At 72.5% G+C, this 18886-nt stretch carries 17 protein-coding genes and 1 pseudogene; 2 read left to right on the forward strand and 16 right to left on the reverse strand.

Translation table 11 applies throughout. The annotated features are described in order from the left end of the window. Nucleotides 1–13 precede the first annotated feature (13 nt). Nucleotides 14–880: an alpha/beta fold hydrolase gene (locus DB32_RS35905; protein ID WP_053237168.1), complete on the forward strand. Its 867-nt coding sequence runs from the start codon at nucleotides 14–16 to the stop codon at nucleotides 878–880. Here the strand turns inward: DB32_RS35905 and DB32_RS35910 are convergent. The 13 genes and pseudogenes from DB32_RS35910 to DB32_RS35970 form a co-directional block, all read right to left on the reverse strand. Continuing rightward, nucleotides 858–1238 (reverse strand): response regulator, encoded by a 381-nt coding sequence (locus DB32_RS35910; RefSeq protein ID WP_053237169.1) that lies wholly within the window; start codon nucleotides 1236–1238, stop codon nucleotides 858–860. The two genes, DB32_RS35905 and DB32_RS35910, sit on opposite strands and share 23 nt — an antisense overlap. Continuing rightward, the gene (locus DB32_RS35915) at nucleotides 1235–3025 is read right to left on the reverse strand and encodes a two-component system sensor histidine kinase NtrB (RefSeq protein WP_053237170.1); all 1791 of its coding nucleotides are present in this window, start codon (nucleotides 3023–3025) and stop codon (nucleotides 1235–1237) included. The genes DB32_RS35910 and DB32_RS35915 overlap by 4 nt, the downstream gene beginning before the upstream one ends. Nucleotides 3026–3027: 2 nt before the next feature. Beyond that, the gene (locus tag DB32_RS35920) at nucleotides 3028–3360 is read right to left on the reverse strand and encodes a gas vesicle protein K (protein ID WP_083458215.1); all 333 of its coding nucleotides are present in this window, start codon (nucleotides 3358–3360) and stop codon (nucleotides 3028–3030) included. A gap of 5 nt (nucleotides 3361–3365) precedes the next feature. Beyond that, a complete protein-coding gene (locus tag DB32_RS35925; protein WP_053237171.1) occupies nucleotides 3366–4034 on the reverse strand; it encodes a GvpL/GvpF family gas vesicle protein in 669 nt (222 codons plus the stop codon). Further along, entirely contained in the window at nucleotides 4031–4270 is a 240-nt protein-coding gene (gene gvpJ, locus DB32_RS35930; RefSeq protein WP_053237172.1) for a gas vesicle protein GvpJ, read from the reverse strand. The genes DB32_RS35925 and gvpJ overlap by 4 nt, the downstream gene beginning before the upstream one ends. After that, entirely contained in the window at nucleotides 4270–5040 is a 771-nt protein-coding gene (locus DB32_RS35935; protein ID WP_157069771.1) for a GvpL/GvpF family gas vesicle protein, read from the reverse strand. Before DB32_RS35935 ends, gvpJ begins: the two co-directional genes overlap by 1 nt. After that, the gene (locus DB32_RS35940; RefSeq protein ID WP_053237174.1) at nucleotides 5037–6980 is read right to left on the reverse strand and encodes an ArsA family ATPase; all 1944 of its coding nucleotides are present in this window, start codon (nucleotides 6978–6980) and stop codon (nucleotides 5037–5039) included. Before DB32_RS35940 ends, DB32_RS35935 begins: the two co-directional genes overlap by 4 nt. Before the next feature lie 13 nt (nucleotides 6981–6993). After that, nucleotides 6994–7299 (reverse strand): gas vesicle protein GvpG, encoded by a 306-nt coding sequence (locus DB32_RS35945; RefSeq protein ID WP_053237175.1) that lies wholly within the window; start codon nucleotides 7297–7299, stop codon nucleotides 6994–6996. Beyond that, nucleotides 7296–8285 (reverse strand): GvpL/GvpF family gas vesicle protein, encoded by a 990-nt coding sequence (locus tag DB32_RS35950; RefSeq protein ID WP_083458217.1) that lies wholly within the window; start codon nucleotides 8283–8285, stop codon nucleotides 7296–7298. Before DB32_RS35950 ends, DB32_RS35945 begins: the two co-directional genes overlap by 4 nt. Nucleotides 8286–8316: 31 nt before the next feature. Continuing rightward, nucleotides 8317–8772, reverse strand: coding sequence for a response regulator (locus tag DB32_RS35955; RefSeq protein ID WP_083458219.1), 456 nt, complete (start codon nucleotides 8770–8772; stop codon nucleotides 8317–8319). Next, nucleotides 8769–10868: a PAS domain-containing sensor histidine kinase gene (locus DB32_RS35960; protein WP_053237178.1), complete on the reverse strand. Its 2100-nt coding sequence runs from the start codon at nucleotides 10866–10868 to the stop codon at nucleotides 8769–8771. The genes DB32_RS35955 and DB32_RS35960 overlap by 4 nt, the downstream gene beginning before the upstream one ends. 210 nt (nucleotides 10869–11078) lie before the next feature. Further along, nucleotides 11079–11291 (reverse strand): annotated as a pseudogene (gene gvpA, locus DB32_RS50340) (gas vesicle structural protein GvpA); the annotation flags it as partial. 9 nt (nucleotides 11292–11300) lie between these two features. Then, nucleotides 11301–11729 carry a gas vesicle protein gene (locus tag DB32_RS35970; RefSeq protein WP_053237179.1) on the reverse strand — a complete coding sequence of 143 codons (429 nt, stop codon included), beginning with the start codon at nucleotides 11727–11729 and terminating at the stop codon, nucleotides 11301–11303. Nucleotides 11730–11897: 168 nt separating this feature from the next. On the opposite strand from DB32_RS35970, the gene DB32_RS35975 reads away from it, so the two are divergent. Continuing rightward, the gene (locus DB32_RS35975) at nucleotides 11898–12284 is read left to right on the forward strand and encodes a hypothetical protein (protein ID WP_053237180.1); all 387 of its coding nucleotides are present in this window, start codon (nucleotides 11898–11900) and stop codon (nucleotides 12282–12284) included. Here the strand turns inward: DB32_RS35975 and DB32_RS47525 are convergent. The 3 genes from DB32_RS47525 to DB32_RS35985 all read right to left on the reverse strand — a co-directional run bounded on the left by DB32_RS47525 (nucleotide 12253) and on the right by DB32_RS35985 (nucleotide 18837). Further along, nucleotides 12253–12426, reverse strand: a complete 174-nt coding sequence (locus DB32_RS47525) for a hypothetical protein (protein ID WP_157069773.1) — start codon at nucleotides 12424–12426, stop codon at nucleotides 12253–12255. The genes DB32_RS35975 and DB32_RS47525 overlap by 32 nt on opposite strands. A gap of 127 nt (nucleotides 12427–12553) precedes the next feature. Next, nucleotides 12554–14515 carry a DNA/RNA non-specific endonuclease gene (locus tag DB32_RS35980; RefSeq protein WP_157069774.1) on the reverse strand — a complete coding sequence of 654 codons (1962 nt, stop codon included), beginning with the start codon at nucleotides 14513–14515 and terminating at the stop codon, nucleotides 12554–12556. A gap of 2 nt (nucleotides 14516–14517) precedes the next feature. Further along, nucleotides 14518–18837 (reverse strand): CHAT domain-containing tetratricopeptide repeat protein, encoded by a 4320-nt coding sequence (locus DB32_RS35985; protein ID WP_157069775.1) that lies wholly within the window; start codon nucleotides 18835–18837, stop codon nucleotides 14518–14520. Nucleotides 18838–18886 lie beyond the last annotated feature (49 nt).

The raw sequence follows: 18886 nt of genomic DNA on the forward strand, positions 1-18886 counted from the left end.
TACGCTCCGGCGCATGGTCTTCCTTCCGATCGCCGAGCGTCTCGCGCGCGCCGCGCTCCGCGCGCGCGGCATCCGCGGCCGCATGATCGACACGCCCGTCGGGCGCGTGAACGTGTACGAAGGACGCGGGGCGGGGACGCTCCCGCCGGTCGTCGTCGTGCACGGGATCGGCTCGGCGGGCGCGCCCTTCGGGCCGGTGCTCGCGCGGCTCCTGCCGCACGTGCGCAGCGTGGTCGCGCCCGAGCTGCCGGGCCACGGCTTCAGCGCGCCGCCGCACCGCGCGCTCACGCCGGACACGCTGCTCGACGTGATGCGCGACGTGCTCGATCGCGTGATCGACGAGCCGGTGATCCTCTGCGGCAATTCGCTCGGCGGCGCGATCGTGCTGCGCTACGCGCGTGATCGACCGGAGAAGGTGCGCGGCCTCGTCCTGCTCTCGCCCGCGGGCGCGCGCATGAGCGACGAGGAGCTCGAGGACGTGCGCCGCGCGTTCCACATGCCGACGACCGCGGACGCACGCGCGTTCGTCGCCCGCGTCTACCACCGCACGCCGCCGCTCACGTCGCTCTTCGCGAGCGGCATCCGCGCGCGCATGCAGAGCGCGGTCGTGCAGGGCCTGCTCGCGGACGCGAGCCCCGATCACGCGGCGACGCCCGACGACCTCGCCGCGCTCGCGATGCCGGTGACGCTGGTGTGGGGCTGCTCCGAGCGCCTCTTGCCCGCGAGCGGGCTCGCGTACTTCCGCGAGCACCTCCCGCGTCACGCGCGCATCGAGGAGCCCGACGCGGTCGGGCACTGCCCGCACTTCGACGATCCCGCGCTGGTCGCGCGGCTCGTCCTCGACATGGCGCGGCAGGTCAGCGCGACGCCGCGCGCGTGAGGCGCGCGACGGTGTCGAGCAGCAGCGGGTGATCGACCGGCTTCTCGAAGCAGACGTCGGCGCCCGCGTCCTTCGCCTCCTGCATGCGGCGCCCGCCGTACGCGGTGATCGCGACGATCGGCACGCGCTGGAAGAACGGATCGAGCCGCATGAGCCGGATGAGCTCGACGCCGTCGACCTCGGGCATCGCGACGTCGGTGATCACGAGATCGACGGGCTGCGTGCACACCCGCCGGAACCCGTCCTCGCCGTTGTGCGCGACGGTCACGCGGTAGCCCTCTTCCTCGAGGAGCGCGGGCAAGCTCTCCTGGATGAAGCGGTTGTCGTCGACGACGAGGACGGACGGCTGCTCGCTCACGATCGTGCCTCCTCGAGGGCCGCGCCCTCGTGCGTGCGCGGCGACGTCGATGCCTCGTCGTGCGCGAGCGGCAGCACGACGGTGAACGTCGAGCCGGCGCCGGGCGCGCTCTCGAGGAGGATGTCGCCGCCGTGCAGATGGACGACCTCGCGCGCGAGCGCGAGGCCCATGCCCGATCCGCGCGCGCCCTTGGTCGTGAAGTACATGTCGAAGATGCGCTCGTGATCTTCGGGCGGGATGCCGACGCCGGTGTCGCGGATCGCGAGCCGCACGTTCCCGTCCTCGACGCGCGCCGCGACGTCGACGCGCCCACCGGACGCGGTGGCGTCGATCGCGTTCACGAGGACGTTCACCAGCGCGCGCACCAGATCGCTCTCGCTCGCGGGCACCCGCAGCCCCGGCGGCACCTCGTCGCTGAGCTCGATCGCGCCGGCATCCGGGCGCGCGAGCCGCGCGACGTCGAGCGCGCGCGAGACCACGCCGTGCAGCTCGACGGACGTGAAGCGCGGGCTGCGGTACGAGATGAAGCTCAGCGTGCGCAGGCCCGCGAGCACGTTGCGCCCTTCGTCGATCGTGGTGCGGATGAGGCGCACCCAGCGCGAGCGCTTCGCGGGATCGGCCGCGCTCGGACGCTCGAGCATCGCCGCCGCGCCCGACGCGGCCTCGAGGTAGTTGCCGAAGTCGTGCGCGAGGCGCTCGGCCATGGCGCCGAGCGCGTGGAAGCGCTCGGTCTTGAGCCGCTCCTGCTCGTAGCGCACGCGGTCGCTCAGATCGCGCAGCACGGTGACCGCTCCGACGACGTCGCGTCGCACCGCGATCGGCGCGCTGCTGACGCTGACCCAGCGCTCCTCGGTGCCGCTCGTGATCTCCACCTCGGCGGCGGCGAGCGGCTCCGCGCCGGCGATCGCGGACAAGATCGCGGTGCCGCGCTCGCTGTCGCGCAGCCGATCTGCGAGCGCGCTCACCGGCGCGCCGTCGTGCGCGCCGAGCAGCGATCGCGCCGCAGGGTTCGCGAGCGTGATCGTCCCCCGACGATCGGTGACGAGCACCGGATCGACCATGTGCTCGAGCACGCGCGCGAGGCGCTCCTGCTCGGCGCGCGCGATCGCGAGGAGGCGGATCACGTCGACCGACAGACGACCCACGTAGACGAGGATCGGCAGGCCGAGCAGCGCGAGCGCGAACGGCATCGCGAGGCGCGCGTCGTCGGCCCCGCTCATCGCGGCGACGAGCGAGCGCTTCTCGGCGTCGAGCGCGCCCAGGAGCGTCGCCGCGACCGCCTGGAATTCCGCGTAGACGGGGCCCGGGCGTGCGGTGTCGGGATCGTCGAGGAGATCGCGCTCGCCGCGCGCCGCGCGCTCCACGAGATCGCGCGATGCGTGCTCCCACGCGCCCTCGAGCGCGCGCAGCCGCGCGACGTCGCGGCGCCACGCGGCGTCGTCGGTCGCGGCGATCGCCTCGACGCTGTCGAGCGCGGCGCGCAGCGCGATCGCGGCCGACGCGTGATCGTGGAGACGCCTCTCGTCGGGCCGGTAGAGGAACGCGCGCAGCGCACGCTCGCGCTCGGCCATCGCGCGCGAAGCACGCTCGACCGCGAGCTCCATCGCGCCGACCTCGAACGTGAGGCGATTCCGGATCGCGCGCCCACGCAGGTAGAGCACGTACGGCACGAGCACCATCAGCGCGACGACGACGGAGATCGCGACCCACGACAGACCGAGCTGCGCGGCCCGCCAGTCGCGCTGTACGGCCTGCAGCCAGCCCGAGATGCTGCGCTGCGCGAACATCGTCAGAAGAGCTTCCCGAGCGGGCCGAGATCGAGACCGAGCTCGTCGGGATCGATCCCGAACTGCTCGCAGAGCTGCACGATGGTCTCCTCGAGGCGCATCAGCGCGAGCCCGATGCGCTCGACCTCGTCGTCGTCGAGCGTGCCGTCCTCCATGCGGCGGATCGCCTGGCGCTCCATCAAGCGCCGCAGGAACTCGACGAGCGTCAGCACGAGCTTCACGAGCGCCCGCTGCGCGTCCTCGGGGTTCGCGTTCCAGCGCGCGCGCTCGGCGTCCTTCTCGAGGCGCTCGCCGAGCTTCGCGATCTCGGCCTCGGCGATCTCCACGGCGCGCATGCGGCTCACGACAGCACCTCCGCGGCGAACGCATAGGGCGGTGACGACGCGCCCGCGACGAGCTGCCAGTCGGGCACCAGCGCGACGACGTGCGCGAGCTCCGTGCGGTACGCGGGCTCGCCGTCGCGCGCGACGAGGTGATAGACGCGCCACGCGTCGACGCGGGGGTCGCCCTCGTCGACGCGCTCCGCGCGGACGTGAGGACGCAGCGCGCGCGTCAGCGCGTCCCACCCCGGAGGTCGCGGGGCCCGCGCTCGTTGCCGCAAGAACCGCGCGCCCGGACCGAACGACGCATCGCGCTCGTCGACCGGCGCGACCACCAGCGGAGGCCCGCGCATCGCGCGCACCGTGACCTGCACCGCACCGTGCACGCGCTCGAGCCCTCGATGGAGCGCGTCCTCGCGACCGCGCAGGCGCTCGACGAGGCGCGCGGGCTCCGACGCGTGCGCGCCGAAGCGAACGGGCAACACGGCGGGCACCTGCTCCGCGAGCGTGCGCACCGCCGCGTCGTGGCGTCGCAGCGCGTCGAGGCCTGCGGCAGGCATCGCGGGGAGCTCGGCGGCGATCAGCGTCGCGTGATCGCCCAGCGCGAACGCCTCGACGCGCGCTCCGTCGATCGACGGCAGCGCATCGGGCGCGCGATCGACGACGGCGAGCGCCCACCACACGCTCATCGCGGCTTCCTCCGCGTCTCGGGCAGGAGGCGATCGGCCGCGCAGATCATCGCGCTCAGCCCGACGTACACGAGGTCCACGCCCGCGAGGCCGATCACGAGCTCGCCGTGCACGAGCAGGCCCTTGTCGAGCAGGTTGTCGACGAGATCGAGCAGCGTCGTGTCGGGCGGCAGCACGTGCTCGACGTCGTCGCGATCGGCGTGGGCGCGCACCAGGTCGTCGATGCGATCGGTCATCACGCGCCTCGCGAGAAGTGGTAGGGCGCCCACGGTCCGTTGAGCTCGAGATCGACGCCGTACCGCGCGAGCTCGGCGCGCGCCTCCTCGGCGATGCGCTCGAGCTCGGCCTGCGCATCGTGGGGCACGAGGAGCGCGGCCTCGGCGACGAGCTGCGTGGGCGAGCCCTCGGGCGGCGGGATCCGCAGGTGCGCGCGCGCCGGCGCGGCGAGGCGCTCGACGATCGCGCTCGCGACCTCGGCGGCCTCCACGCGCGCGCCGCGCGTCGCGTCCGCGATCTGCTTCTTGCGCGCGAGGAACGCAGCACCGCTCGCAGGCTTCTGCGCGGCGGCATCGCGCTCGCGCGCGACGCGCGCGGCACGCTCGTCGAAGCGCATCCGCACGCCCCACTCGACGCAGCCACCGACGCGATCGATCGCGGCGCGCACGCTGGCCTCGCGCTCGCGCACGTGATCGCGCGCGCGAGCCTCCGAGCGGAAGATCGTGAACGCCTTCATCGGCACGAGCGCGTCCGCGTCGAGGAAGAACGAGACCATCTCCTCGTGACGCAGCGCGCGCTCCGAGACCCAGTCGATGTCGCGCAGGCCCGCGGTGATCACGTCCTCCGACCACGCGCTCGCGTCGACGTCGGCGATCACGAGGTCGATCCCGTCCGCGATCGACAGCAGGCGCGGCGGCGATCCATCGGGCACGCCACGCGGCGCGCGCTCGAGGCGATCGGGCGACACGCCCGCGACGATGCAGTACGCGTAGATCGCGCGGCCCTTCATCTCGCCACCTCCCACTCGCGCGCCCACGCGCGCAGCCCGCGCACTCCACGCGGCGGCACCGCGAGCAGCGGCGCGCGCACCATCTTCGCGTCCCCGGTGCGGAGCGCGCGGCGCTCGTCGGCTTCGTCCGCGAGCGCGCGCGCGCACGGACCGCACCGCGGCGCCCCATCGCGATCGTCGTCGGCGACGACGATCACCGACGGAACGCGCATCCCACGCGAGGCGAGAGATCCGAGCAATCGCTCGGTTTCCGCGCGCGGCAGCGCCGCGGCGCGCGTGACCGGGACGAACGCGGTGCGCGCGGGATCGCGCCACGTCTCGACGACGCGGCCCAGCGAGCGCGACAGCGCGACGAGATCCTCGGCGAGCCCGCCGAGGCCGATCACACCGCGGTACTCGAGCAGCACCGCGAGCAGCGCCTTCACCCACTCCCGCACCGTCGCCGGCAATGCGAGCAGTCGCTCGGTGTGCCCCCACGGCGCGGTGTCGACGATCACCAGGTCGTAGGCGTCGTCGAGCGCGTCGAGGATCGCGACGATCGAGAAGAGCTCGTCGATGCCCGGCGGCGCGAGGTCGACGAGGTCGTGCACGATCGCGCGATCGAGCACCGGATCGAGCCGCGATCCGCCGCGCAGCGCGTCGAAGACCGCGTCGACGCCGCGCGCGTGCTCTTCCTTGCGGCGCGCGAGCTCCGCCGTCGCGTCGATCTCGCGCGCGTCGAGGCGGCCTTCGACGCCGGGCACCGGGCGCGGCTCGTCGTCGAGCCGCAGCTCGAGCGCATCGCCGAGCGAGTGCGCGGGATCGGTCGAGAGCAGCAGCACACGTCGGTCGGGGTGCTGCTCGGCGATCGCGATCGCCGCGGCCGCCGCGCAGCTCGTCTTGCCCACGCCGCCCTTGCCGCCGAACAGCGCGAGCCGCAGCGACGCATCGGTGACGAACCCGATCGGGTGCGCCGGGCGCGCGCGCGGCGCAGGTCGCGTCGCGCGCGTCTTCGTGGCGATCAGCCCGCGCCCGTGATCGTCGCGCCCCAGTGCCTCGCCGAGCGCGCGCAGCCCGTCGATCCCGCGCGGCTCCCCCTCGAGCCGCGGCACGAGCCGAACCGGCGCGCTCGCGCGATCGAGCAGCGCGCCGATCGCGTCGCGCTCGCTCGCGATCCTCGCCTCGCACCGCGCGCACCGCGCGCGCGGCATCGGCGTGACGCGGTTCACGACGATCTCGTCGACGCGCACGCCCATCGACGCGAGCGCATCGAGCCCATCGCGCGTCTCCTCGACCGAGAGCGCCTCGGGCAGCGCGACCCACCGCACCGCGGCGCGCTCGGGATCGCGCAGCCGCTCGCGCGCGTCGCGCGCTTCGCCCTCGATCTCCGCGATCAGCGCGTCTTCGGCGTCCTCGCGATAGCGACCCACGGCGAGCGCGCTCGCGACCTGACGATGCTTCTCCTGCATGTCGTCGAGCACGCGCGCGAGCTGCGCGAGCAGCGCCGGCGTGTCGAGCAGCCGCAGCGCATGTCCCGTCGGCGCGGTGTCGACGATCACGCGCTCGGGCTCGAGCTCGCGGCGCAGTCGCTCGAGCTCCACGAGCCCGACGAGCTCGTCGACGCCCGGCAGCGAGAGCCGGAAGAAGCGATCGATCTCCTCGCGCGAGAGGTACGTGCCGCGCGACGCGATCTCGCGCAGCCGCGGCTCGCGCGCCGCGATCCAGCGATCGAGCGCGGCGTCCGCGTCCATCTCGAGCGCACGCAGCCGACCTCGACCACGCACCGGCACGCCGCGCGCTTCGGGCCCCAGCGCGCGCCCGAGCGCATCGCCGAGCGAGTGCGCGGGGTCGGTCGAGACGAGGAGCACGTCGGCGCCCCGCTCCGCCTCGCGGAGCGCGGTCGCTGCCGCACAGCTCGTCTTCCCGACACCCCCCTTGCCCGCGAAGAACCGGTACTGCATCGCGGTCTCGCGGTCAGCGCTCGTCGTCGTCGTCGTGGACCACGCTCGCCTCGACGCCGGTCACGCGCATCGTGCGCGGATCCATCGTCATCGCGGCGTCCCCGCGCGCCTCCTGGATCGCGCGCAGGCGCGCCATCACTTCGCGCTCGATCGCGGCGAGCTCCTCCTCGTCGATCTCGCCGAGCTCGGCGCGCATCTGCGCTTCGAGCAATCGCTCGCGCAGCTGGGTGTCGTCGTTCAGCTCGCGATCGACGGCCGCGACGACCTTGTCGAGCACGAAGCGGATCCCGCCGATCAGCAGGCGGTCGAGGACGATCACTGCGCGCGCTCCAGCTTCAGCCGGATGTTGACGAAGTTGTAGGGCGGCCACGGCCCCGTGTACTTGAACGTCAGCCGTCCGTCGTAGCGCTGACCGATCTCCTTCACGCGCGCGTCGAACGCCTGCTCCTGATCGCGCGAGACGAGGAACGCGGCGTTCAAGATCATCTTGTCGCCGATCGGCTTGTTGGTGCGCGACGCGACCGCGACGTCGCGCAGCGCGTGGAACACCTCGGAGACGTACTGCTCGGTGCGCGACTGCAGCGTCGCGTCGACGAGCCGCCCGTACTGCATGCGCGCGAAGTACGTCGATCCCTTCTGCGCCGAGATCTCGTCCTTGAGGCGCCGCACGTTCTCGTCCTCGCGCTCGATCTCGCGCACGATCTGATCGCGATCCCACAGCACTTTCAGGCCGAATTCGAAGCGATCCTGCATCTTCTCGAGCACGTCGCGGAACGCGCCCTCGGCCGAGCGCAGGAGCTCGACGATGTCCTCGCGCGTCTTGAAGACGGTGCCGAACGACATCGGGATCACCGTGTAGCCGCGCATCACGGTCTCGGCGACGCCCTGGTGCGCGAGCACGTTCTCGCGCGTGGGGTCGTGCACCACGAGCGCGGTGTCGGAGACCACCGCGGCGAGATCGCGGTACGCGACGGTGTAGACCTCGGCGGGCTCCTGACCGATCCCGATCGCGCCGAAGCTCACCGGCCGATCCGTGCGGATGATGCAGTAGACGTACTTCCCGCGGACCGCGCTCTCGTGCGACGGCGCGACCGGCGCGGGGGTGACCGCCGCGAGCGCCTCGGGGACGGGCTTGCGGGCGCGCGTGCGATCGCTCGTCGCAGCCGCCGCCTTCGCGGTCGCCGCCCCGGGCTTCTTCGCGCTCTTGGTGCGCACCGGCTTCACGCCGCTCTCGGTCGCGGCGCTGCGCGCGCTCGTCTTCGGCGCGGTCTTCGTCGCTGCGGCTCGGGGCTTCTGCTTCGCCATGGTCGTGCTCCGTCTCCCTCGGGTCGCTCGATCACGCGCGCCGGCGCGCGAGCACGCGCCGCACTTCCTCGACCACGCGCTCGGGCAGGCACGGCTTGCTGAGCACGCCGTCGCAGCCCGCGGCGCGCGCCCTCTCGGCATCGCCGCTCAGCGCGTGCCCGGTGATCGCGATCACCGGGATCTTCTTCGTGCGCGCGTCCGCCTTGAGACGCCGCGTCGCTTCCCATCCATCCATCGATGGCATCGCGAGGTCCATCAGGATCACGCTCGGCGCGAGCTCGTGAGCGCGCTCGATCGCCTCCTTGCCGTCGCGCGCCTCGGCCGCGCGGAACCCCGAGAACACGAGGTACTCGCGGTACATCTCGCGCGCATCGCCGAAGTCGTCGGCGATCAGCACGAGCGGCTCGTCGCCCGCGCCCTTCGCGTGCTCGCCGGTCGCGCGCTTCGCGCCCGGCTTCTTCGCGCTCGTGGTCTTCTTCGCGGTCATCGCTTCTTCATCCGTGTCGGCAAGCTCAGCTCGAACGTCGATCCCTCGCCCAGCACGCTGACGACCGAGATGTCGCCGCCGAGCATCCGCGCGAGGCGGCGACAGATCGCCAAGCCCAGGCCGGTGCCGCCGTAGCGACGCGTCGGCGAGCTGTCGCCCTGCTGGAACTCCTCGAAGATGCGCTCCTGATCTTCCGGCGCGATGCCGATGCCGGTGTCGGCGACCGTCACCGACACGCTGCCGCGCATGCTGCGCGCGCGGATCCGCACCGCGCCCTCGCGCGTGAACTTCAGCGCGTTGCCGAGCAGGTTCAGCACGATCTGCTTCACCTTCTGGCGATCGCTGCGCAACTCGGCGAGCGCCTTCGGCAGCTCGACGCCGACCTCGAGCTGCGAGCGCGCGATGATCGGCTCGAGCTCCGCGACGACCTCGCGCACCACGTCGGCGATCTCGAAGCTCGAGACGTGCAGCGGCATGCGCCCCGCCTCGATGCGCGAGATGTCGAGCACCTCGTTCACGATCGCGAGCAGGTTCTTGCCGTTGTCCTCGATGCGCTGCGCCTTCTGCTTCTGCGGCGGCGTGAGCTCTCCGCTGACGCCCTGGAGCAGCATCGACGTGTAGCCGAGGATCGCGTTCAGCGGCGTGCGCAGCTCGTGCGACATGTTCGCGAGGAACTGCGACTTCGCGGCCGACGCGCGCTCGAGCTCGACCGCCTGACGGCGCAGGAGCTCGTTCTGTCGAACGAGCTCCGCGGTGGCCTCCTGCACGCGCTGCTCGAGCTCGCTCGCCGCCTTCTCGAGCTGCTCGTAGAGCCGCGCCTTCTCGAGCGCCTCGCGTCGGTCGTGGAAGATCGTGACGACCGCGTTGAGCTCGCCCTGCTGGCTCAGCACCTTGCCCGCGATCGCCTCGACCGGCAGCGGCTCGGCGGTGAGCGGCGACACCAGCCCGAGCTCGCCGCGGTAGCGCTGCTCCTCGTGCCCGCTGAAGAGCAGGTTCGAGACGAACGACGAGAAGTGCGCCTCGTTGCCGCGCACCGCTCGCAGCGCCTCTCCTGGTGCGTCGTCGGGCACGGTGAACACGCGCTCCGCGGGCTCGTTCATGAGCAGGATCTCGCCCTGCGGATCGGTCACGACGATCGGGTCCGCGACCGAGTCGATGATCAGCTCGAGACGGTGCCGCTGCGTGCGCACGTCGGCCTCCGACGCGCGGAGCTTCTTGTACGCGAGCTCGAGCTCCATCGCGGCGCGCCCGAGGTCCGTCACGTTGCGCAGCACCGAGACGACGCACGTGCCCTCGGCCGCGTCCTTCACGACGTGCGACATCAGCTCGAAGAGCAGGTCGCTGCCCTCGGTCGGATCGACCAGGAGCAGCTCGCTCGGCGCGGGCTGCTCGGGCCCCGAGAACACCATGCTCGCGAGCGCGGCGCTGAAGAGCATGTTGTTGAGCGCGATCGCGCGGCGTCGTCCTTCGCTCTCCTCGTCGCGCGACGCGAAGAGGCGCTCGGCGCGCGCGTTCGCGACGAGCAGGCGCCCGTCGGGATCGGTGAGCAGCACGGGATCGGGCACCGCGTTGAGCACCGCGAGCATCAGCTGTCGCTCGCGCACGTGGCGCGAGTCGGCTCGTCGCCTCGGCTGCGCGAGCCAGTCACCGAGGATCCCCGCGGCCCACACGACGTCGTCGCACAGCGCATCGCCGCCCGCGCACGACACGAGCATCAGCCCGAGCGCGATCTCGTCGTCGCTCGCACGCGCGCGCAGCACGAGCGCGTGGAACGCGGCGCCCCCGAGCAGCGCCGTGTCGCCGGCGCGGAAGAGCACGGGGTCGCGCTGCACGAGCACCGACGCGATCGGCTCGTCCGCACGATCGAGCGGGATCGCCGGGCTCACCTCGCGCGGATCGAGCCCCGCCGACGCGATCGTCACGCACTGCAGCGCCTCGAGATCGACGAGCCCGACGCACCCGCGCGACACGCCCGCGACCACGCCCAGCCACGCGAGCACCTCGCTCGCGCACGCGCTCGCGTCCTGCGCGCCGAGCACCGACTGGACGAGCGCGAGGCGCTGCTCGCTCGTCGCCCTCCCCCGGATCTCGCGCACACCCGAGCGCGGCGATCGTGAGTCCCTCGATCGCTGCGTCGCTCGACGTCGCGTCGCTCCCTCGGACGACATGCTCACTCAGCGCGCGACGCGAGCCCTGCGACGGTTGGTGGACGGAAGCGTCTGGGCTGCGAGCTCGGCGCGCAGCGTCGCGTTCTCGGCGAGGAGCTCCTCGCGGCTGCTCGAGACGGAGACGGTCTCGACGATCGGCGCTGGGCGCGAGAGCGACGTCGTCTGCCCGACCGCCTCGGAGTACTTGAGGTAGGTGTCGATCGACGCGACGACCACACGCGCCTCGACCGTGATGAGGTCGATCCCGACCAACGACACGCGCACCCACGCGTCGATCACGATGCCCTTGTCGAGCACGCGATCGAGCACGTCGATCAGGCTGGTTCCTCCCGGAGTCCGCTCGACGGCCATGTGTGCCCCTCACCCCTTCTTCGCGGTTTTGGCCGGTTCGCGGTCCGATCGCCGCGAAGTCTTCTTGCGTGCCGCCTGCGCCGTGCGCTCCGCACCGACGCGCGCTCGCACCGGACGCGACGCAGCGGCGGGCGGAAGACCCAGCGCGGCCACGCGCTCCTCGAGCGCGCGTAGCTCGCGGCGCAGCGCAGCGTTCTCCTCGGCGAGCGCCGATGCGCGCCCTGGCGCGAGGTGCTGATCGTGCTTCCACCAGTCCAGCCCGATCGCCTCGGCCTTGTCGAGCGAGCACACGATCAGCCGGATCCGGATCGTCAGCAGCTCGACCTCGGCGAGCGACACGCGCACGTCGCCGGCGATCACCAGGCCTTTGTCGAGCACGCGATCGAGCACGTCGACGAGGCCCGTCGAGCGTGACCGTGTCGTGAGGTCCGTCGCCATGAGGGAGCGTCCGCACCTCGTCCCCGCACGAGCGCCTCACAAGGGGCTGCTCGCGTCCCCTCACGATCCGTGGCGTTTCTACCCAGCGACCCGGTGCTCTGGGTCACGAGTTCACGGAGGGCACATCCGTTGCGTAGGAGCAGGTGGACCCGAGATCAGGAGGCCATCGTGGTTCGCTTCGTCCATCGATTCGACGCGATCGTCCGCGCGCACGACCGCGCGCCGTACCTCGCGTTCGCGTGCGCAGGACCGCGCCCGGACGACGACCTGTGGGACGCGTGGCTGGTGTTCGTGCCGCTCGAGGACGGCGCGACGATCGCGACCGATCGGGAGACGACGCAGCCCTCGCTCGATGCCGTCGACTACTGGGTCGGCGGCCTCTCGCACGTCTACCTCGAGGGCGCGCTCGATCGTGCGAGCGGGCGCACGCCGCGCGTCATGTCGCCCCGCCGGCTCGGCGCGGTCGCGCGATCGACCACGCTGCGCCCGCGCGTGCCGCGCCTCCACACGCCCCGCGGGCGCATCACCTCCCCGCGCACGACACGCCCTCGCTGAGCGCGCGGTCGATCGCCGCGATCCACGGATCACCCGCGGCGCCGGGCATCGCGCGGGCCTCGACGAGGAACGCGCGCGCCGCGTCGCGATCGCCGTCGCAGGGGCTGCGCGCCGGGTGCGGCATCGGAACGTCGCGACGCATGCGCCGTCTCGCCGCCGGGACGCGACCCGGTTCGCGCACCCTCTGCCGAGAGCAACGCCGCGCGTGCAGACCCAGGGAGGGACTCGCGGTTCACTCCCAGGGTCCGGCGCGCAACGCGAACCGCGGCTCAGATCGAGAAGCTGATGTCGTGTCGGGCAGCGACGTCAGCGATCCACTTCACGTACTCGGATACGAGTGTGTAGATGCCGCCGTCACCGCACGGCCTCCCAGCTTCGCGCGTCGCTCGGGACGTGATGCCGGCCAGCTTCCACTCAGCCCCGATCTTCACATAGACGGGCCCGCCGGAGTCGCCGTTGCAAGTGTCGATGTCGAGCCCCTTGCGACCCGCGACGAACTCGAGACGCGGAGAGTAGTTGAGCGTGCGTGCGAGCCCCTCGTATGCACTCACGCTGTCGCGGGGGGGCACCGGGCCGAGCGGGAGGATGGCTTTCCGCTTCTCACCGAAGCCGGTGCTGCCCCACTGGTCTGCGTTCCCGAACCCCACTGCAGTGATCTCGTTCTCCTTCATCAGTTCTTCGCGCGAAGCGATCGAGAGCGCCGCTTGCTTCGCCTCCTTCGCCAGGACGACGAGCACGAGGTCGCCGCCCGGAATGCCGCGCCGGTACTCGTGATGGCGCACCGACCCCTCTGCTTCGACGACATCCCCGCTTTCCAGGAAGATGCCGTGGACGCTGCGCCCGCCGAGCAGCACGCGCGTCACTCGGCCCGCGGCGTCGCAGTGCGCCGCCGAGAGCACGAGCCGCGGGGCGATCAGCACGCCGCTGCACTGCCAACCGCGACCCTCGAGCTCGATGCACGCGCAGTCGGGGAACTCCCCGGCGGCGGCGGGAGCGCCTCCGAGAATTCGCTCGGCCATTCGATCCGCGCTCTCGACTTGGCGCGCGACTCGCGGCGCGCTCGCGCCGATCTCGAGCAAGCGCGCCTTCGCGTGCTGGTCCGTTGCGAGCTCGACGACCGAAGTCCAGTCACGCGCGATCGCGCGCGATGCGATCCGCTCGGGCGGAGCGACCGGCGGCGCTTCGGGCCAGTCCCCTGCTGCCGACCCGGTGTTCTGCGCCTTCGTCGCCGCCTCGACCGCCGCCGCCAGCACGGCGATCCTCTCCTCCAGCGCCGCGATGCGGTCCGGGCCCTCGCAGCCGCAGTCGCTCGCTCGCGACGTACCTCGCGAGCGCTCGGACGCCAGGCTCCGGAACCGGATCGAGTCTGCCGAGAGAATCGGAACCGGCGCAACCGACGCGTTGCGATCGAGCTCGTGATCCGAGAGGACGTCCGCGCGTCGCACCGCATCGGCGAAGCGGAGCCCGCACCAACTCTCGATGCGCCGCAGCGAAACCTGGTACGTCTTGAGCTCGTTGTACTTCGCACCCTGCTTGTCGTTCCAGGCGTCGACTTGACTCATCGCGAAGCACGCCGCGGCAAGCGAGTCCCCACCGCGCTCGTCACGAAGGACGATGACCTTCCAGTAGACCTTCGGGATGCGATAGCCCGGCGCGATGCGCTCCAGCACCTCCTCGCTCAGCTCCGAGTATCGCGGGTCGTCGTCCTCGAACACCGGCCCGGTGAACACGCATAGCCGGTACGAGTTGTCCGCGGCGCGCTCGAGCACCCAGTCCTCGAGCTCCGCCCACTCGTCCTGGTTGAAGTTCTTGTGCTGAGGCGCGGAGTTCGTGAGGAAGAACGTCGCGTCGTTGGCGTGCTTCGCCTCCTTCGGCGTCTCGCCCCACACCACGTCGAGCCGGCGCACGAGATGCCCATGATCGAACGCGCTCTCGCTGTAGCCGTCGCGATCGCTCGTTTGCGCGCTCTCGGCTCGCGGATCGGGCTGCCAGCGAGGCCGCTTCGAGATGCCCCGCACGCGTCGCGCGCCATCGATGTTGCACGCCGCGTAAACAGCGAGGCGCCTCCGGCGGTTCAGCACGAGCGAGTAGTGGATGTAGTCGAGCGGCTCGCCTCCTCGATAGGCCTGCGCGAGCGTGCTCGGCTCGAGCGTCGGCAACGACACTTCGAAGCCGCGTCCCAGGAAGCTCGGATCGTACGGCATCAGGTACGGCAGGTACGGGTGGATCATCGTCACGCCTCCTCCTTCTCCAGCGCGCTCGCAGCGTCCGCGAGCTCGCGGAACCCCGGTCCGATCGCTGCGAAGAGTCGGAGCAGATCGCGGGTCGCGCGCTGCCCGAGCACGATCGCGCGTCGCGACACGTCCGCGTGAATCGCTCGGGCGATCTCCGCGACGGCTTCGCCCTTCGCCGTCGCGAGATCGGCGAGCAGCGCGGGCAGCCGCTCGCGCGCCGTCGTCGTTCCTCCCGACAGCAGATCCGGTCGAGGGTGCGTCATCGCACCTCGACCGAGCGCGCGACGCGCGAGCTGGTGCTCCGCCCAGATGCGCAGGCGTTGGGAGTCGATGTCCCTTCGGCGCTCGCGCTCGACCAGCTCCGCGGCTCTGCCGTAGAGCTCGAGGGCCGCATCGGCCCTGCCTTGATGCAGCCGCACCTGCGCGAGGAGCCGGCACCGCTCCGACGTCGGATGGACCTGGTGCAGCGAGTCGAGCAGCGCGGCCGCGCGCTCCACGTCGGGCCTCGCCTCGTTCCTCGAGAGCAGATCGGCGAGGTACTCGACCGTCGTGAGCGGCGGCTCCTCCGACCCCAGCGCGCGCACGAACAGCTCGATGGCGTCCTCGTCCATGCCCAGCGCGCGATGCACCGCCGCGACACGCTCGAGTGCCCTCCCGGTCGCGAGCGCGGGCGCGTCCAGCACCGCGCGCAACGCCGCCGCGCGCTCGCGCAGTGCGGGCAGCTCGCCGCGCATGCCGACCTGCGCGTCCCCCATGATCGAGATCGCCACCTCGATCACCTCCGCGCCCGAGACGAACGCACCGGGCTCCGTGCTCCCCCCGCCGCGGAGCGTGAACGCCGGATCGCCGTAACACTGGTACGCGCTCCACACCTCGCGCCCGCGGTCCTCGCGTTCCAGCGCGATGCGCGCCGAGCACACCGCGTCGGCGAGCGTCGCGCCCGCCAAGAGACCGCGGTACAGCTCCATCGCGAACACCCGCGCGAGCGAGTCGGGCACCTTGCGCGCCGCGCCGACGAACACCCGTGCCCCTCGGCTCATGAACGCCGCCGCCAAGCTCGACATCGAGCTGCTCGCCACGCGCCCCGCCTCGCACGCGTTCAACACCACGACGGTCGGACACGTCTCCATCGCCGACGCGAGCGCTCCGTCGAGCAACAGCCCGCCGCCGAGCGCGACCTTGCCGCCGCTCTGCGCGGTGCCGTGCGCGGCGACGTGGAGGATGCGCACCGGCGCCGCGAAGAGCGCGCGCACCGCGTCCTCACCGCTCCTCTGCGCCAGCGTCGTGACCTCGTAGCCCGCCCGCTCGAGCAGGCCCGAGACGCCCATCGCCTCGAGCCGCGCCTCGCTCAGCTCTCCCCCGCCGTCGGCGGGGTCACCGATCACCACCGCGCGATGAGCGACCGCCTCGCGCCCCTCGCCCCCCCGCACGTCGCGCAGCCGCCGCACGATGGGATGGCGCAGCGCGAGCGGCGCACCGTCCACCACGATCGACTCCCACGCGTAGCTCGCGCTCACCTCGTCGAGCTCGAGCTCGAGCGCGGTGGCGCCCTTCCTCAGGTCGGGTGGGACGAGCGCGAGCCCGTCCACGACCGTGCTCGGCACCGTGTGCTCGAGGGTCCGCGGCGCCGCTCCCCCGTCGCTGACGCGGAACCGCAGCTTCTGCGCCCCGTGGTACTCGATGCTCCAGCGCGTCAGCCGGCGCTCGCCCGCGCTCGCCGCGCGCGCCCCCAGGTACCCGCTCCCCCGCGCCATCGCCTCGGTCGCGATCCGCTCGCCGCGCGACGCGTAGCGCGCGAGGGCCCGCGTCGCGCGGATCGCGAGGTCCTCGTGCCGCTCGGTGATCCTCACGACGAGCTCGATGCCGAGCTGGTCCGCGGCGTCGTGCGCGCCCTCGGCGATCGCCACCGCCGCTTCCTCCACGCTCACGCCCTCGCCGGGCCTCGACCCGACGAGCTGCACCCCGACGGCGAGCCGTTCGAGCTTCTGCTCCGCCTTCTTCTCGCGCGGCACGAAGAGCCGGAGCAGCGCGCGCTGCACGATCGCCGCGAGGGAGCGCGCCGTCACCGCGTACGACGAGCCCAGCGAGACGATCGCGACGTCCTCCGTCACCAGGACCTCGCCGCCGATCGGAAGGACGCCGAGCTGCTGGTGGCGCTCGACGAGGCTCCACCCTTCGACCCGACCCAGCCGCGGAAGAGGCTCGCCGTCGTAGTGGGGGATCACGAGCGCGGTGGGCGGATCGTCGCCGCGATCCTTGGCGCTCGAGAGCGCGCCGTGGACGACCTTGGCGATCACCTTCGGCCTCGCCGGCGCCGCGGGCTCGTCACCGAGGGCCGCGGCGACGAGATCGTGCTCGGTGGGCAGCCGCAGCAGCGCGGGGATGTCTGCACCGTCGGCCACGGGGATCGCCCGTGGGGGCGCGCTCGGCGGGAGCGTTGCGTCCTCGACGAAGCGCACCACGAGGCCGTGCACCGCGGGATCGGCGAGCAAGCGCCCGAACGTCGCGCCGGCGCGGACCTGGCGATCGCGATGCGGCCACGCCTCGTCTTCGGCGGCGAGCACCACCGGCACCCCCGGAGGCGGAGCCTCGCTCGCATCGACCACGACCCTCTCGACGAGCGCGTCGCGGAGCGGCTCGGTGCTCGCCGGAGCGAGCTCGACGAGCCGCCGGCGGAGTAGGGCGCGACGGCGCGCCACGTTCCCGGCGCGCCCGAGCGCGAGCGCGCGCCCATGATCCTTCGGCAGCCGCGCCGCACCGGTGCCGTGCCCGATCACCGCGACAGCTTGGTCCGGCTCGATCGCACCCTCGGCGACCAGCTCGTAGCCCGCGCTCGCGAGCGCCTGCGCGAGATCGTCGTACCGCGCGGACGGCGCCGCCCGGGCCGCGGTCCACGTTTCCCCCTTCGGGTCGCGCTGGTGGAGCACGCTGGCGGTGGACGGCCAACGCGCCTCGCCGTTGTGCTCGAAGTGCGTGGTGCTCGCGTCGGGCAGCAGCAGCACCTTCCCGCGCGGAGCGCTCGACGCGCGCATGCGCACGACCGCGTCCTCCGGCACTGCCTCGCCCTTCGCGGCGCGCTCGATCACCGACCGCGCCTCTCCATCGCCGAAGTACGAGAGGTGGTGGAGCGAGCGGTGCCGGCGGACCCACCCGCGCTCCCGCGCTCGTCTCGGGAAGCCCGCGCTCATCGACGTGGTGTCGACGACGAAGTCGTGGTCGCTCGCGAACACCAGCCGCGACGCCTGCAGCGAGAGCCACCGCGCCGGACCGGTCATCAGCTCCGCGGCGGCCGCCACTCCGATCGGGGTAAGCGGCAGCTCGGTCGGACGTGTCGCCGCGAGCGCGCGGACGAAGGGCCCCTCGGAGCGCATCGCCGCGACGCCGGGCAGGACCGACGCGTCGATCCCCCGCCCGATGATCGAGAGGAACGCGGCCTTCGCGAACGCGAACGCATTCGACGCCGCCTCGTCCGCACCGCCGAGCTGGAGCGCCCACTGCGTGACGTTGAGCATGTGCCCGAGCACCGCGGGCAAGCGCCCCACCAGCGACGTGCCGGCCGCCGGGCACGCGACGCGCACGAAGCGCCCGACCCGCAGCTTCTTCTGTATCAGCACGCCGTCGAGCGTCTCGAGGACGCCGGCGAGCGCCCTGGCCTCCGGGTTCTCGGCGCGCGCGAGCCAAACGAGCGCGTCCTGCCTTTCGTCGCGGGACAGGTTCGCGCGGCACATCAGCTCACCGACGAGCCCGCCGCGCGAGTGGGTGACGAGATCGATCATGGCGCCGCCAGGCAGCGCGTTCGCCAGCGCGATCGCGTTGTCGATCGGGCTCTTGCCGAGCGTGTGGTGCCGCAGTGCGAAGAGTGGACCGCCGAGCGACGCCGGGAGGTTCTTGAACGCCGCCTCCGGCGTGGAGGCGAAGCCGTGGATGAACACGGTCGCGCGCTCGCCGGTGCTCGCCGCGCCCGCGACGGTCTCCCACTCGCCGTTCCACTGCTCGAGCCGATCTCCGCCTGCCCCGAGCAGCTTTCGCTCGAGCGCCAAGATCTGCTTCACCCCGACGTCGCCAGCGAGCTCACCGAAGTGCTCGACCACCGCGGAGAGATCCGCGGGGTCCACGTCGAGCTTCAGCTGCAGCAGTCGCCGCTGGCTCGATCGCGTCGTGGGCAGCACCGACGCCGACCTCGCCCACCGTCGGTAGCCGTGCTCGTCTTCGTCCTCGACGACGCGCAACGCACTCGATGGCGCATCGCCATCCACCGCGGAGCGCGTCGGGTCCTGGACGATCTCGATCGAGCCGAATTTTCCAAGCCGCTCGGCCATCGCGCGCACCCTCCCGCGTCCGAGCGCACCCGCGCGGACGTGAACGTCA

It is taken from the genome of Sandaracinus amylolyticus (assembly GCF_000737325.1).
Lineage (GTDB): Bacteria > Myxococcota_A > Polyangia > Polyangiales > Sandaracinaceae > Sandaracinus > Sandaracinus amylolyticus.

Bases quoted from the DNA above. Each gene is read 5' to 3' on its own strand.
- DB32_RS35905 (WP_053237168.1), top strand. From the start codon at position 14: ATGGTCTTCCTTCCGATCGCCGAGCGTCTCGCGCGCGCCGCGCTCCGC.
- DB32_RS35915 (WP_053237170.1), bottom strand. From the start codon at position 3,025: ATGTTCGCGCAGCGCAGCATCTCGGGCTGGCTGCAGGCCGTACAGCGC.
- DB32_RS35920 (WP_083458215.1), bottom strand. From the start codon at position 3,360: ATGCGCGCCGTGGAGATCGCCGAGGCCGAGATCGCGAAGCTCGGCGAG.
- DB32_RS35925 (WP_053237171.1), bottom strand. From the start codon at position 4,034: ATGAGCGTGTGGTGGGCGCTCGCCGTCGTCGATCGCGCGCCCGATGCG.
- gvpJ (WP_053237172.1), bottom strand. From the start codon at position 4,270: ATGACCGATCGCATCGACGACCTGGTGCGCGCCCACGCCGATCGCGAC.
- DB32_RS35935 (WP_157069771.1), bottom strand. From the start codon at position 5,040: ATGAAGGGCCGCGCGATCTACGCGTACTGCATCGTCGCGGGCGTGTCG.
- DB32_RS35940 (WP_053237174.1), bottom strand. From the start codon at position 6,980: ATGCAGTACCGGTTCTTCGCGGGCAAGGGGGGTGTCGGGAAGACGAGC.
- DB32_RS35950 (WP_083458217.1), bottom strand. From the start codon at position 8,285: ATGGCGAAGCAGAAGCCCCGAGCCGCAGCGACGAAGACCGCGCCGAAG.
- DB32_RS35955 (WP_083458219.1), bottom strand. From the start codon at position 8,772: ATGACCGCGAAGAAGACCACGAGCGCGAAGAAGCCGGGCGCGAAGCGC.
- DB32_RS35970 (WP_053237179.1), bottom strand. From the start codon at position 11,729: ATGGCGACGGACCTCACGACACGGTCACGCTCGACGGGCCTCGTCGAC.
- DB32_RS47525 (WP_157069773.1), bottom strand. From the start codon at position 12,426: ATGCGTCGCGACGTTCCGATGCCGCACCCGGCGCGCAGCCCCTGCGAC.
- DB32_RS35980 (WP_157069774.1), bottom strand. From the start codon at position 14,515: ATGATCCACCCGTACCTGCCGTACCTGATGCCGTACGATCCGAGCTTC.
- DB32_RS35985 (WP_157069775.1), bottom strand. From the start codon at position 18,837: ATGGCCGAGCGGCTTGGAAAATTCGGCTCGATCGAGATCGTCCAGGAC.